At 59.1% G+C, this 15,621-nt stretch carries 9 protein-coding genes; 4 read left to right on the top strand and 5 right to left on the bottom strand.

What is annotated here, in order from left to right; all coding sequences use genetic code 11:
- Positions 1-299 precede the first annotated feature (299 nt).
- The 4 genes from A3AI_RS0114180 to A3AI_RS0114165 form a co-directional block, all read right to left on the bottom strand.
- Positions 300-2,291, bottom strand: a complete 1,992-nt coding sequence (locus A3AI_RS0114180; protein ID WP_245286884.1) for a tetratricopeptide repeat protein — start codon at positions 2,289-2,291, stop codon at positions 300-302.
- A 17-nt stretch (positions 2,292-2,308) separates the two neighbouring features.
- Positions 2,309-3,661 carry an HlyD family type I secretion periplasmic adaptor subunit gene (locus A3AI_RS0114175; RefSeq protein WP_024516220.1) on the bottom strand — a complete coding sequence of 451 codons (1,353 nt, stop codon included), beginning with the start codon at positions 3,659-3,661 and terminating at the stop codon, positions 2,309-2,311.
- A complete protein-coding gene (locus tag A3AI_RS0114170; protein WP_024516219.1) occupies positions 3,651-5,897 on the bottom strand; it encodes a peptidase domain-containing ABC transporter in 2,247 nt (748 codons plus the stop codon). Before A3AI_RS0114170 ends, A3AI_RS0114175 begins: the two co-directional genes overlap by 11 nt.
- 265 nt (positions 5,898-6,162) lie before the next feature.
- Positions 6,163-6,963, bottom strand: coding sequence for a hypothetical protein (locus A3AI_RS0114165; protein WP_156927775.1), 801 nt, complete (start codon positions 6,961-6,963; stop codon positions 6,163-6,165).
- Positions 6,964-7,069: 106 nt separating this feature from the next.
- Between A3AI_RS0114165 and A3AI_RS0114160 the strand changes: the two genes are divergently transcribed.
- The 4 genes from A3AI_RS0114160 to A3AI_RS0114145 all read left to right on the top strand — a co-directional run bounded on the left by A3AI_RS0114160 (position 7,070) and on the right by A3AI_RS0114145 (position 14,168).
- Positions 7,070-8,515 (top strand): glycosyltransferase, encoded by a 1,446-nt coding sequence (locus A3AI_RS0114160; protein WP_245286883.1) that lies wholly within the window; start codon positions 7,070-7,072, stop codon positions 8,513-8,515.
- A 6-nt stretch (positions 8,516-8,521) separates the two neighbouring features.
- A complete protein-coding gene (locus A3AI_RS0114155) occupies positions 8,522-11,068 on the top strand; it encodes a glycosyltransferase family 2 protein (protein WP_024516216.1) in 2,547 nt (848 codons plus the stop codon).
- Entirely contained in the window at positions 11,056-13,437 is a 2,382-nt protein-coding gene (locus A3AI_RS0114150) for a glycosyltransferase family 2 protein (RefSeq protein ID WP_024516215.1), read from the top strand. Before A3AI_RS0114155 ends, A3AI_RS0114150 begins: the two co-directional genes overlap by 13 nt.
- A gap of 125 nt (positions 13,438-13,562) precedes the next feature.
- Entirely contained in the window at positions 13,563-14,168 is a 606-nt protein-coding gene (locus A3AI_RS0114145; protein WP_024516214.1) for a class I SAM-dependent methyltransferase, read from the top strand.
- A gap of 196 nt (positions 14,169-14,364) precedes the next feature.
- Here A3AI_RS0114145 and A3AI_RS0114140 read toward each other — a convergent pair whose 3' ends face one another.
- Entirely contained in the window at positions 14,365-15,459 is a 1,095-nt protein-coding gene (locus A3AI_RS0114140; protein ID WP_024516213.1) for a calcium-binding protein, read from the bottom strand.
- Positions 15,460-15,621: the final 162 nt, after the last annotated feature.

The raw sequence follows: 15,621 nt of genomic DNA, 5'->3' as shown, positions 1-15,621 counted from the left end.
GATACTTCGCCATCATGCTTCCGAACCCCAAATAAAAGGTTGAAATGAGCGTTCAATCGGTTTTGGCACGGCGGCGCGGGAGGGGGTCCAGGGCTTTCAGAGTTGTTTAATTATGTGCTTGCGCTTGCCAGAGGCTCCTGGACCCCCGATAGCCTCACCGTCATGGCGGCTGGGCGGCTGGGCTCACGGGTCAGAGCGCGTCGAGAGCTTCGCCTCTTCGCTTCATCGGCTCGCCGACAGCCACGGTTGGGACAGCGAAGGCCTGATTGCCGACGAACTCAGCCGGTCAGGTGCCAAGGCTAGGCGTTCGTCTCACCCAGCGTCTTTAGGCGTTGCACCGCGGGCTGAAATCCCTGTCGCGCCGCACGCTCGTACCACTTGCGTGCCAACTCGGTATTGTTGGCGATCTCGCGGCTGGCACTGAGGATGTCACCAAGCGCGCCCTGCGCTTCGGCCATCCCTTGCTCAGCCGCCCGCTCAAACCAGGCAACCGCTTCGCTTGCGCTCTTCTCACAGCCCTGTCCTTTGGACAGCATGACGGCCAGATTGTACTGCGCCACCGCAAGCCCGTGCTGTGCGGCCTGCTCATACCAATAGGCTCCTTGCGGAAGATCTTGGGCAACTCCGTGGCTCATGCAATACATCACGGCAAGCCGAAACTGCGCACCGGGATGGTCGGCCAAGGCGGCCTTCTCAAACCACGCAGCCGCGCTCGCTAGATCTTGCTCCTCCCCTTCGCCGGCGCAAATCGAGCCAAGCACGAACTGGGCCTCCGCGTGGCCACCATCCGCAGCACGACGGTACCAGCGCATCGCCTCCGCTGGGTCGGGAGCGGTACCATATTTGCCGCCAAAGAGATCTCCAAGTTGCATCGCCGCTGGCATATATCCGGCAGCCGCAGCCTTATGGAGCAATTCCTTCGCACGCGTGATTTGTTCGGGCGTTGGTTCGCCGTGCAGCGCAAGCAGTGCCAGCGTTGCGCTGGCTTCAGGATCGCCGCTTTTTGCCGCCTTCTCCAAGAGATCGGCTGCACGCTCGACGTCTTTGGGTACGCCATCCCCAACGGCGTAGAGCTTGCCAAGCCGCGTCTGAGCCGCACTCAGGCCTTTTGCCGCCGCCTGTTCAAAGCATTCGATCGCCGTCGCCTTGTTTTGCTCGATTCCTGTACCATTCTCGTAGAACACACCAGCATTGTAGGCAGCAGTCGCGTGTCCCCCCTCCGCAGCCTGAATGAACCAGCGCGCAGCCTGCTTCGGGTTGGGAGCCACGCCTAGGCCAGTAGCAAAGAAACGACCCGTAAAGAACTGAGCCTGAACATCGCCGCGCTCAGCAGCCTCAAGATACCAGTGAGCGGCCTCCCGAAGGTCCGGTTCAGTGTCCGCGCCCTTGGAATAGAAATCGCCAAGCATCTGGATGGCGGCCAAGTGTCCTCGCCTCGCCGCCTTGCGTAGAGCCGTTTCCGCCTTGTGAACGGAGCGTACCACTCCATCTCCCCTAAGATACATCCGTCCGAGGTTGTACAACGCGGTTGCATCGTCGCTCCTTGACGCTTCAGCGAACAGACGGGCCGCTTCGGTATGATCTTTTTCAACCGCAATGCCGTTGAGATAAAGAAAAGCGAGTGCGACCTGGGCACGAACGTGGCCCCTGCTGGCAGCCTTGCCGTACCAATGCGCAGCGAGAGCGGCGTCCTGGGGCACACCCAGCGCCTGATAAAATACGTCTCCGAGTCCGAATTCACCGGCTGCGTGCCCCTGTTTCGCCGCCTCTTCGTACCACTCACGCGCCTCCGCGAAATCCTGATTACAGCCGTGGCCTTGCCGCAATAGGTCGGCCAGCAGACCCCGTGCCTCGGCGTTACCTGCCGAAGCTGCGGCGCGAACCCACCTATAGGCTCGTTCTGGATCTTTTTCGACCTCAAGCCCTTTGGGAAATATCAGATTCGAAGTTACACCTTTTGCTTCAATGGCACGCTTCCAACTCGCCGCCGAGACAGCCACTGCCGGCCCGCCGTGAAGCAGAATTTTTCCCAGCTCAAGCTGTGCGTCCGCATATCCAGCCTCTGCAGCCCGCTCGTACCAAGCAACTGCATCGGGAAACGAGTAAGCAACACCATGCCCCCTGGCGTAAACCTGACCCAGGCGAAATGCCGCCTCGGCCGAGCCGCCCGCGGCAGCGCGACGCCATATGAGAAAGGCGTCGACGTAGGCGCATTTCTCGTAGGCTTCCGCGCCCTGCTCCAGGAGCGACGATCTTCCCCGAGGACCGAGCCTGCGTAGCAACTGGGGCACTACCGCTCCAAGAGACGTCACGACGGCTCTCTCATAGCCGTATAGAAACCCTTAAGCATGTCGCCGACAACATACATCATCACCGAGCGGTGACCCACTTTAATATCCCCGGTCAAAGTCATACCCGGGATGAGACGAAAATTGGCAGGTACTCCTCTGAAATTCGTCTGATCGATGGAGCAACGGACTTTGTAGTAGGCGTCCGTCGGCTGCCCATTATCGTCTGTCGTGAACGCTCCATCGCCAATCCAACGCACCGTACCTTCAGCAGTGCCGTGCTCGACAAAATTGAAAGCGTCGACTTTCAACGTGCAGGGATCCCCGACCCTGAGAAAACCAATATCCCGCGACGAGATCTTGAGCTCGCCATCAAGACGGCTACGGAGCGGCATCAGAGTAACCAACGGATCGCCCTGCTTCAGCACAGACCCAACCGACACCTTGGCGAGCTGCAGCACAACCGAAGGTTCCACCGCCGTGATGCGCACGAGGTCCTGGTGCTTCGCTGCCTTATCGTAGTTCGCCCGCGCAGTATCGAGATTGTTCCTGGCCGTCACCAAATCCTGGCTCGCTTGAGCAAACCACTGCTCCTTGAAGGCGTTAAGATCAGCCTTCGCTGAAGCAAGTGCGGCTTGCGTCTCGATCAAGGAATTGTGCGTATATTCAATCTGCCGAAGCAGCTCCATCCTTGCATCCTGCGAGATGTACAAATTGAGCTGCGAACCTGTTCCGTGCTCGGCCAGTGTCGTCCGCATGTCCTCGATCTTCTGCGCGATCTCGGCCCTCTGCCGATAACCGGCGTCGTCGCCTTGCAGCTTCACAAGCGTTGCTTCGTTCAGGTGTATCTTGCCGTCGAGGCTATTGTATTGCGCCTTGTATTGTGCCACCTGTTGATCGAACAGCGCCCTGTTAATGTCCTGATACTTTATTGCATTCGGATCATCGCTCTTCGGATAGACAAGAGGTTTTTCCGCAAGTTCCGCTTCATCGCGCGCAATTTGCGCCTCATAGCTCGCAAGCTGCGCCTTGTACTGCGTGAGGTCCGCAGCCGTCAGAGTCGGGTCCAGCGTACCCAGCAGTTGCCTTTCCCCAACCTGCTCCCCTTCGTGAACGTCGATGCTCTTGATGATGGATGGATCAAGCGCCTGTACCACGTTTACCTGATCCAACGTGACGATCTTGCTGCCCATCGTGCTCGAGACGATTCTGTCTATGCGAGCGAGGCACATGTAAGTGACGGTCGCCACCAGAAATGCAGTCAAGACCCACACCGTCGCACGCGCAAAAAGCGGATCGGCCGCCTCACGGATTGCATCCGTCTCTGATTGAAATTGGCGGACCGTGGTCAGCGCATCAGCGTCACGAGACAAGGGTCGGCCCTCCATAGTAGTTCAAGCGCCGACGATTGGCCATCGCGTGGCTGTTCTGCTGATGCCAGAGGCTCGAATAGATCTCGTTACGCGTCAAAAGCTCGTCATGCCGTCCGATGTCGTTGACCTGACCGCGATCGAGAACAAGAATCGCATTGCACTTGACCAGCGAGGAAAGTCGGTGAGAGATGATGATCATCGTACGTCCATGAGCGATCCTCGAGATGTTGGCGTTAACGATCGCTTCGCTTTCGGCATCAAGTGCGCTGGTTGCCTCGTCAAGAATCAGGATTGGCGGATTCACGATGAGGGCGCGAGCAATGGCCAAACGTTGGCGCTGTCCGCCCGATAGGTTCGGTGAACCTTCGTAAATATAAGTCTCATACCCGCGCGGCAGCTTGTCGATGAACTCCTCGGCACCTGCAAGCCGTGCCGCTCGGACGATCTCATCAAACGTCGCATCAGGCTTCGCCGCCGATATGTTCTCGCGAATGGACCCGCTGAAGAGGAAGTTCTCCTGCAGCACCACGCCGATGTTTCGCCTGAGATGGTCAACATCATATTCGCGCACATCAATGCCATCAACCTTGATCAGACCGCCATAGTCAGAGTGGAGCCGCTGCAGCAGACGCGTGATGGTCGTCTTCCCCGAACCGCTCTTCCCCATGACGCCGAGCGTGTTTCCAACTGGAATTTCAAACGTCACGCCGTTGAGAGCCGGCGACACCGCTCCCTTGTACTTGAAATTCACATTGGCGAACTCAACATGGCCCTCCAGTGGCGCGCGAACGCCATGACCTGATCGCCCCTCCTCAGGCGGCTGATTCACAAGGTTGCTGACGAGGGCAACCGCCAAACGAGCCTCGTCGAATTGGCTGACAAGTTGCGCCATTTGCGTGAGCGGCGCAGTGATGCGTTGGGACAGCATCAGGAATGCGAATAGCGCCCCGACATAGAATGGATCCGACGTGCTGATCGCCATGTAGACGCCGACAGCAAAGGGCGCGAGGACTGCAAGACGTTCCAAGGGACGCGTCACGGACTGAATCGCGACCGCAACCAACCCTTCCGCAAACCTGGCCTTCGCCACTCGAGCGACATGAACGTCCCAGATGTGCCGTTGACGCGCATCCAGGGCCAGGGATTTGACGGTTCGTATCCCGCTCAAATTCTGGACGAGAAACGCACCCTGCGCACCTTCCGCAGCGTTCACCGCTTGCGACTTCTTCCGGTAATGAGGCAACATCAGGACCAGCCACGCGACAATCAAGCCGGCGATCACCAAGGCCACCAAGGTCATGATCCAGCTGAAGAAGAACATCACGGGCAAGAAGAAGAGGAGAATGGTCGAATCGAGGACCACCCCGAAAAGCTGTCCCACCAGGAATTGACGGATTTTGAAGATCTCACGGACGTCGCGTGCGATCAGACCGATTTGATGGCGCTCGAAATAGTCCATGGGAAGATTAAGGACCTTCTCGAACACGTAGGTTGAGAGTTTGACGTCCAGGCGCGTGGTCAGGTTGTGCACCAGATACTGCCGCAGGAAAAAGAACGCGGTCTCGAATGCCACGATCCCAAGCATCGCGACCCACAACACCCAAAATGTACCGAACGCCTTGTAGTAGATGACCTTGTCGGACATCATGCGCCAGAACAAGATCGGACCAAGTGCAAGAAAACCGAGCACGAGCGCCGAAACCATTACGTCACGAACCATACGGCGTTCACGGAAGATGAGCGCCGTAATCAACCCAAAACTGAAAGGCTGGTTCTCGTCCGAGATGTCATAGTCGCGCTTGACCAGGACGACTTCACCGGTCCATACCTCTTCGAGGCGAATCCGATCTATTGGTAGTAGTGCATCCTCTCCGACGCGAGGATCCCGCAAGATAATGCGTGGATTGTTCTCATCTCCGTCGAGACGAACCAACACCATGCAGGTATCGTCCTTCAGACGAATGATTGCCGGCAATGCCTTTTTCAGATGGCCGAGGCCGTCCCAGTCGAGACGTACCACCTTCGCTTTCATTCCGGAGTTGCTGGCGCATTTGACGATTTGCGCGGCCGAGACCTCGCCCCCACTAAGCACATTGTCATGGATCAGTTGCGATACCGTTAGATTCAGACCGTGTTGGCGCGCGACGATAACCAGCGAGGCAAGTCCGGTCGGCTCATAATCTTCAAGATGCGGGGTAGTAACGGACGGAGCAACGGATGATGCGTCGACGGCCATGTAAACCCCTGCTTGCAATCGGCGAACCGAGAATATCGCGTTAGATTTGCCTACTCACCGCATTATTTTGGAATTGCGAAAGACAAATAACATTCAAGCCATTCACTGCACGAAAGCAGTGCATTTTGCGGCTGTGGTCGACGGGATGAAAGATATTCTTAAATTGCTGACGCGCTGGGATTTTCGGATCTTTTCGACTTCAGGCGAATCTCCGCGATTGTTCACTCCATGTCATACGAGCGCAACATTCGTGATATTTAACGTCTCAACCTTTGGCCGCGGTCCGGCTGCGGAAGACGCGCACGCGTCCCCTGCTTGAGCGTTCCATCCCGTCCGGCGCCGCGGTGGGACGTAGGCTAGGCGGATCGGCGACAGGGGTTGGAGCTGCCGGAACGATCGGCCGCGGCGCAGCTTGCGGGGCCGCAATCTGAAGTTTCAGACCGACCAAAGGCTCCCGCCCGGTCGGGCCTGAAACGACCACGCGCTGACCCGTGACGCGCATTTGCGGGGACCCCAAGAACAGCGCCTCCGCTGTGATTTCGTAACCCAACGCGGCGAGCCCGAAGACCTCGAAGCTGACCGAAACCAAAGGGAGCGCACGCCCTCGCGTACCCGAAAACGCGCCCACCTCGACAAATTCGGTGCTTTTCGGCTCGCCTGCTCCGCCAATGCGAACCGCCTGCCGGATGCCGAAATTGGCGGGGCGTCCGACCCAATCAAGCGCAACTCCTTCAATTCGCGTCGGCGCTTGAGGGCCGCCGAGCCATTCGCCGAGACCGACAAAACAATCCCCGCGCCCCGCGAGATGACCCACGACCCGCAACCCGGAGAAGTCCACCGCAGCGACCTCGTCCGACCAGGCCATTCCTTGCGGGTCGGTCGACAATTGGACGCTTTGAATGCGCGCAGCGACCGACCCGCCAGGCGTGCGGGGCGATACGTCGACAAGCAAGCGCGCGGGCGCCGATAGTCGCACCACGAGAGATGCACCCGGAGACCACAACACAGGCGCCGCGACGCTGGGCGGCAGCAGGAGCTCGACCGCATGGGCACTTGCGGAATCCACGTTGACGCCAATCCTGGGCGGGTGCGCTGGATCCTCTGCAGAATCGTACCGGATCAGGAACAAGCCTCGCTGCAGATCCAAAGGCTTCTGCGGTCCGGACGATTTCATGGCCAACCCCAAGGATTTTCTGCATCATAGCGATTGCACTGCAATGCGCGCAATATGCAGGCCGCGCCAATACGACATCATCGATTGGCGTTGGCTTATATCAGCACTTCCGGCGCGCGATTCCGGTGCTAGTAAAGAAAGAACGCCGCGTAATCATCACCGTCGCCGCCAGCCACGCATGCACAAGATCCTGTTCGTTCATAACAACTATCCCGCTCAGTTCCACCCTCTCTCCACGGCTCTGGCTGGACGCAGCGACATCAAGATGGCGGCAATCGGTTCGCCTACGGCGCGCGCCTTGCCGGGGGTGCAACTGATCAAATATGTGATCCCCGACGGCGAGGTCGTAGCGACCCACCCTTTTGCTCGCCGCTTCGACGCTGAGAGCCGTCGCGCCGAGCAGGTGTTGTATGCCGCGTCCAACTTAAAACAGGCCGGCTTCGAGCCTGATCTTGTGATTGGCCATCCCGGTTGGGGCGAGATGCTCCCGTTGCGCCCGATTTTCCCCAAGGCGCGGATCGTCACTTACTGCGAATTTTACTATCAGCTCGGCGGCCAGGATGTTGGCTTCGATCCGGAGTTTCCGGATATGGGGATCGATGGACATGTTAAGATTCAGCTCAAAAATGCCGCGACGCTGTTGGCTCTCGATGCCTGCGACATAGGGCTCTCCCCGACGCTTTGGCAGCGTTCGACCTACCCGAAGACCTTTCAAAGCAAGATCGAAGTGATCCATGACGGCATAGATACCGACGCGATCCGGCCGCGAGAGGATGCCGCTTTAACACTTCGCTCGGGCCGGGTGTTGACCCGAGCAGACGAGGTCGTGACCTACGCCACGCGCAGTCATGAACCGTTGCGCGGTATACATTGCTTTCTTCGCGCCTTGCCAAGGATCATGGCAGCGCGCCCGACCGCACAAATCCTCATCATCGGCGGATCAGGCACACCATACGGCTTTTCCCCGCCGCCAGGCCACAGCTGGCGATCATGGTTCTTCCGTGAGATTGACGGCCGAGTAGACACCTCCCGTATCCATTTCGTCGATAATCTCTCACGCGCCGATTTCTTGATTGCACTCCAGATCTCCAGCGCCCATGTGTATTTCACCTATCCATTTGTGCTTTCATGGTCGCTCTTGGAAGCAATGAGCGCGGGCTGCGTCGTGATAGGCTCGGACACGCCCCCGGTTCGCGAGGTTATCGATGGCCAAAACGGCGTGCTGGTGCCTTTCTTTGACATCCCACAACTGGCCGATCAGGTATTGGAGGCGTTGAACCATCCTCGCCATTTCGCCAAGATGCGCAAGGCTGCACGAGAAACCGTGACCAGCCGCTACGATCTCAAGAGAGTCTGCTTGCCAAGGATCCTGGACTTCTACCAAATCAGCCCTTTGCCCCGCGCGACCAGGCCAGCCCGCGCGGCCGCCGCCCAAAAACGCTAAGATCAGATGAAGGCGGCGCCCGATCAAGGCGGGTCGGCGGGTCTGTTCGATCCGGAGCAGCACCCGAGCGCGCTTGAGCAGGCGGCAATCGCCGCACTTTCGGCCGGGGATCTGAAGCGGGCTTACGAGTTCGCTGACCGCCGCTGCCGGATTCTACCGATGGCGCAGGCGCGACATTACACCCTCAGGGCCGAGATCGCCCACTGCCGCGGCTTTACGACGCGAGCACTCCACGATGTCATGAGGGCAATCGAACTGGCCCCTGACGATCGGGCCGCCAACCGACGGTTAATGCAATGGGGAGAGGGCAAGCATCGAGAGGCTGCCGCCCGCAGACTGATCGGACTCGACCGCGATTTCGGCACGCTCAACGCCGCGGTGACGGCGCTGAAAGCCTCAAATGAACCGGGCTTCGGCGCCATTCGCCGGGTCGGAGACAGCGTCACCGGTTGGGTCACCTGGAAGGGAGCAAGCCAGCCTTGTGTGCTGATCGAGCGGGACGAAGGCATCGAAAGCCATCCCATCGAGAGCGACCCTCAACATCCCCTCGCCCAAGCGGTCCAACATGCGGCGAGCTTCGATTTGCCCTTTGTCCGCAGTGCGACGCGCAGCGTTGTACGCTTACTGCTGGGATCGCACGAATTGGCCCGCCAGGCATTTCCCGCTCCACTTGGCCGGTCCAAGCCGGCGACAAATGCCAGCAGGCAGCCTGATGGCACGGCTCGAGTCACCATCATCGTGCCGGTTTACGATGATTTCGATTTGACCACTCGCTGCCTAAAAAGCCTCGCACGCGCCATCGGCAACGATAAAAGCGCCACCATCTTGTTGATCGACGACGCCACACCGGATCCACGAATAGCCGAGTTGTTGGACGGATTGGCCACGCAGCAAAACGTGCGTCTGTTGCGCAACCACCACAACCTGGGTTTCATCGGCGCCGTCAACCGAGCACTCCAGACGCTGGAGGCGGAGGACGTCATCCTGCTCAATGCAGACACCATCGTACCGAACGGCTTTGTCGCGCGGCTTAGCGCTGCAGCCTATGCATCACCCGACATCGGAACCGTGACGCCACTCTCGAATAATGGCGAAGCCACAAGTCTCCCGCGCCCGTTCTTAGCCAACCCCCTGCTGGATGAAAAAGAAATAGATCTGCTCGACGGGATTGCAGCCCGTTGCAATGCCGGTCGAGCCATCGACATGCCAGACGGCATTGGCTTCTGCCTCTACATAAAGCGCGTCTTGCTGGACGCAATCGGCGGCCTTTCGGAGCACTATCGTCGCGGTTATCTGGAAGATGTCGATCTTTGCCTGCGCGCACGGCAAAACGGCTTTCGCAACGTCTGCGCAACGTCCGTCTACGTTGGCCACGCCGGCTCCGCCTCGTTCAAAGCCGAGAAACGAGCCCTGGTGATGTCGAACCTCGAGCGCCTCGAAGTTCGCTTTCCCGACTATCGAACTGAAAGCGCAGTTTTCAAGGCCCTCGATCCGCTCAAGGCCGGTCGTGCGGCGATCGAACGCGCCCTTGCGGCGGACCATGGGGATGCAGTGGTCGTGCTGACGGGCCCGGGAGCGCCGACAGAGGCGGTAGCCCAATTTGCCGAGACTTGCGGTCAGCCGGCACTGATCGCAACGCTTGAGCGCAGCGTTCTGAATTTGCGTAATACCGCAGGAAGCTTCCCGCAATCGCTAAATTTCACTGTTCCGGCCGAGCGATCGGCCCTTTTGGAAACGGTGCGAAACTTCGCCTTCTCTCGCGTCGTTATCGCCGATCCCGCCCGCATTCCGCTACAATTGGCCGCCGACCTTGCGGCGAATGGCCCGCCCATCGATCTACTTGTCACCGACGGGGGGCTATGGTGCCGATGCGGGGGCCTCGACATCGATCGCAGCCCCTGCGCTGCGTTGGTGCGAGGCGGCGCCTGCAGCTGCGAGTCTGGCGGGCGGCCTGACGATTGGTTGGCCGGGCTGAGGTCGGACAGCCGAATTATTGCGCCTGATTTGACCGCCGCGGCATTCCTCCGTCGAAGGCTACCGCCGCGTCGCACCAAGCAAATCCATTTGATCGGCGGGCAAGATCGATCATGGCGAATGCGACGACCAAAGAAAATAGCTTCGCATGGCACGACGCTGGGCTTGCTTACGGTAAGCCATGCACCCGCGGATTATTATCTGATGCGTCGAGTGATCCACCACGTTCGCCAGTCCCGTCCCCAAAATCGGATCGTGATATTCGGGGAGACCCTCGACGATCTTTCACTCATGGCACTTGGCAACGTCACCGTCACCGGAGCAATCGCAACCGATGAGTTGGCAACCCTTGCCAAACATTACGATCTTGGTGGCCTCGCAATTGCGCGGCGGGCCCCATTGTTCGGACGACCAATCATGGCGGCTGCATTTCGTGATGCCGATGTTCCTTTGGCGCTGGTAGACTGGTCATTCGGCAACAGCAAACTGGCCGAGGTCGATCTTGCGCTAGCGCCCGCGAGTAGCGAGAGCACCATTATCGCGGAGTTGCTGGCCTGGAGCGCGCAATGGTGCGGCTGAGCCGACCGGTCCGCGAAGCGGCGGCCGACGGAAATCGCGGTCCGAAGGGCGCTTTGCGCGGCCAATTTACGCGTAGTGGCGGGTGCGAGTTTTCGGGTTTCGTCTGCGACCCGCGGGATTCGCAGAGGAAATTCGTCGTCGAACTTTGGCTCGATGGTCTGCCGGTTCGGCTGGCACGGGCCGATAGCTATGTTCCAGCCCTTGCAGCCGAACCGTTTGGCGACGGCTGTTATGGCTTCTCTTTTTCCCTTGCGCTGCCAATTCTGGGCGACAGCATGATCGCCGAAGCGCGGGTGGCCAACACCGATGAGCCTGTCGGTCAGCCGGTCCGATTGGATGAAGCGATCGAAGGGAGCGGCGACAGTCGCGGCCGTGGCGGCGTTGAATGGATCGGAGGCTTGCGCTTCCAGGGTTGGGTCCAATGCGCCCCCACGGAGTCCCCCTTAGTTCGCGCCGTCATTGACGGAGAGGCTATCTCGGAAGCGCGGGCAAGCGGCTTTAGCCATATCGGCGGGGTCGAAAACTCCAAGCTCGTTAAGGCTTTCGATTTGCATCTTCCACGCGATTACGCCGATGGGCGCGTTCGGCGGGCACACTTTGTCACCGAAGACGAGATCCAGTTGACTGTGACGCCGTTGGCCTTTGTTGCTTTTCCCGACGGCGCGGAGCAGTTCTTCTCAAGCTTCGCCGAGATCACCTCGGAGCGTCTTCGCGGACGGATGCTCGATCGGCTGTTGCCGGCTTCCATGCCATTCACAAGCTATGAGGACTGGCGCACACGGTGGGACGCCCCGCCCCCGACCGACACGTCGACAACCATGGCGGTACTGTTGGTCTCGGGAAGCGAGGATGAGGCCGCCTTAAGAAGCCTCGACGCCCAGCAACACAAAAACTGGGTCGCGGCGGTGCTTCCGCCCCTCGATGAGCCCGCTAGCTTTGATTGGCGTGAGCTACGGGACTTCCTGGCCAACGACGCGAGTGAGGCCGAGATAGTGGTGTTTGCGAATGCAGGAGTTGAGCTCGTCGAGCACGCTCTAACCTATATCGAGGACGCCTTTAAAACGGCCCCTCAGGCCCGCGCGGTCTATGGCGACGTTGAGCTGCGCAGCAACGATGGGCGCTACTATCCGCTGGCGTTACCGGCCTTCGACTACGAGCGAATGCTGGAGCAGGGTTATTGTACGCATGTGTTCGCCATGACGCGCACAGCCATCGAGGAGACTCTCGCCACGCAACCGAATAACCTCTACCGCCTCTTCAACAGTCAATTTGACGGAAGAAGACCAGCCACCGCCGCGAAGATCGCTCATATCCCCTTCCCGCTCGGTCGGATTCGTTCGATCGATCGGGCAGACCATGGCCGCTTGCTCGGCCAGGCGACGCAGGACCATCTGGCCTCCCGTGGAGTGGCTGCGGATACAACGATCCAGCGTGGCGCTTTAATGCCCGTCGCTCACGTGGTCCGACGTCCGAGCCCGGACACCTTGACCGTGATCATACCCGTCCGAAACCGAAAGACGTTGCTGCAGACCTGTCTTTCCAGTATCGCTCCAGCGGTAACAGCGGCACACGCCCGAATCCTCGTTGTCGACAACGACTCCAGCGATGCCGACATGATTGCCTATCTCGAAGCGCTCAAGCGCGACGGCGTCGAGGTCCTTTCCGTGCCCGGCCCATTCAATTTCGCAAGACTCAACAATCTCGCAGTGCGCGCCTGCACGAGCGATCAGCTGCTGCTGCTCAACAACGACATCAAGGCCCTCGATGCCGGGTGGCTCGACGAGATGCGAAGCCGACTCTCCGAGCCGGACGTCGGCGCTGTTGGCGCCTTGCTGTTGTGGCCAAGCGGCATGATCCAGCACGCCGGCGTAGCCTTGGGGCCGAGCTTTGCAGCCGCTCATATTGGAAACGACCGGCTTGCCAATGATTTCGGTTACGGCGACATGCTGCGGGTGGCACGCGAATGCTCGGCCGTCACCGCCGCCTGCCTCCTGACGAGACGCAGCGACTACCTTGCGGTCGATGGCCTCGACGAGATCGCATTTCCAGTCAATTTCAATGATGTCGATTATTGCCTGAAGTTGAGAAGCCTGGGTAAACGCATCGTCTGGACGCCGCGGGCACGCCTTTACCATCATGAATCGGCAAGTCGCGGCTTTGACTGTTTCGGTCCGAAAGCAAAGCGTTTCGAGCGCGAGCTGCGTAATCTGCGGGACAAATGGAACGAGAACCTGATCGAGGATCCCTACTACCATCCGGCGCTGTCGCTCGATCCGATACCTTTTTCTGCGCTAGCTTGGCCGCCGCGCCGCAGAACGGCCCGCCTCAACGAACCACCACGCCCTCTCGATCTGCCACCAGGCTTCTGAGGCCCGCGTCAATGCTCGCCGCCCCCTTGAGAGCCTCGACGACAACGGGACTTCCAGTTCCGGCCGCGATGGAATCGATAACAGACCAAGAATCCGCCGGTTTTCACGAACAACGAGACATAGTGATGAAGAAGGTGCTCAACGCGGGGTGTGGACCCGCCGCGCCCGATCGGCTGCATCCTGTTTTTCGCAGCGGCGCCTGGCAGGAAGTACGCATGGACATCGATCCACGCGTATCGCCGGATCTGATCGGCTCGCTCGAAGATCTGGGACAGATTGCGGACAGAAGCTTCGATGCCGTCTATTGCTCTCATAGCCTGGAGCACCTTCACCCGCACGATGTCGTCGCAGCGATACGCGGCATTTTCCGCATCCTGAGGCGCGATGGTTTTGCGCTGGTAACGACCCCTGATCTGGAGCCGATAGCCGCACTGATTGTGCAAGGCCGCTTGGAAGATGCTGCATATCAATCTCCTGTAGGGCCTATCACCGCGCTCGATATGCTCTATGGTCACGCCGCCTCGATAGCTGCCGGGAACCATTTCATGGCTCACAAGACCGGCTTTACCGAAGACCGCATAGCGAGGTTGTTCTTGGAGGCGCGTTTTGAGGAAGTGCTGGTAATCAAAGGCAGGTCGTACGATTTATTCGCATTGGCCCTGATGCCAGAAGCCGACAAACATCGGGCCCTGAGCGAGCTGCGCAGCGGCGGCCTCGACTTCCTGACGTGAAGCTGTTGACCGGCGCGGCTTGCCTTTCGACCGACAATGCTGATCGGAACAGCGATCGCGTTTTGCAAACAGCGCGTCGACCAATACACGTTGCACATATTGTGCTGTGTCGCCGACGTCCTTGGGCGTGGACGGACGACTTCCAATGCACCCCCCGAAAATGGAGCCATTGATATTCGCAACTGTGAACTTTGACTTAGAGCTTGTGGTCGCCGTTTGTGAAGATGAGATCCTGAACGTTGGTAAGCGTAACGGTGCTGGTGCCGTAGGTAACCGTCGTCGTGCCATGAGCCGTTTGGATCGTAACGTCGCTTTCGCTGAGCCCATCGAAATAGGCGACATTGTGCAAGGAACTACCGCCATCGATCGTGCTGTTGCCGAACCCCTTGGCAAACTCGAACGAGTTGTCGCCCGAACCACCCGTGATCGAGGTTTTACCCGTACCGACAATGAAGTCGTTGTTGCCCGTGCTCGCGCTGGCATTGATGGTGTCGTTTCCGGAGCTCGTCCAGATCGTATCTGAACCAGCACCTGCGATGGTGGCATGATCCTTGCTGCCCAACAGGTGCACTTGGTTGCCATCTCCCGTAACCAACACATCGTTGACGCCGGTGCCACCGTAGAGGGTATCGCTACCGAAGAGATCGATGTGATCGTGGCCCGTGCTGCCATTCGCATACATGAGAGTCGGGCCAGAGCCCGCAATCAATGTATCGTTGCCGCTGCCATTGGCATACATCGTATCGTGACCGGCGCCGCCGACCATCGAAACGGTAGTGCCTTCTCCAGCGTACATGGTGTCACCACCACTTCCCGCGATCATGGTCGTGCGGGCGCCTGCCTGGTCTGAAATCAGGTAATCCGTGCCGGTGCCGCCCTGGAGCGTATCGTGCCCGGAGCCGGCCCAAATCGTATTGTCGCCGTGGTCCGCAATAACCAGATCATTTCCGGTATCTTGCAGGGATACCTTTGCGCCACCCTGATCCCCGATAACGACGAGCATGTTCCTGTTGCCGTGCAGGGTGAAATTGGCGCCTGGCTCGACAAAGGCCATGACGGCCTTCGTACCGGTATCATCTTGGGCGACCGGCGCATCTTCCTCCACCCAGAAACTGGCCTTAGAATCGAGCACCGGGTAGCCCGACAGCCCCTGGACCGCGATATCGGGATGCGAAGCGGTAAAGAAGCCCTTCCCAATCAGGTAATTATCAATTGCCGTACGCGAGGCTGAAGTAACGTGAGGGCCGATCAGAGCATTAAATTGGGTCTCGCTTAAATCGTATGTAGCCATGACCTACCCTTTTCGAAAATCGCTCAGAAACGACCACAACCTGATCGCGCAGCGATCGGTTGACATCGACCAAGCAACCAGGTCGTCCTCACGGGAACAATGCCTGCTTCAAGGCGGAGTTGGCTAGAGCTGGCCATTAGCAGAACCACTCACGATGGGGAC

Origin of the sequence: Bradyrhizobium sp. Tv2a-2, from assembly GCF_000472425.1 — a bacterium.
GTDB lineage: Bacteria > Pseudomonadota > Alphaproteobacteria > Rhizobiales > Xanthobacteraceae > Bradyrhizobium.
This window is presented reverse-complemented; position numbering and strand designations above follow the sequence as displayed.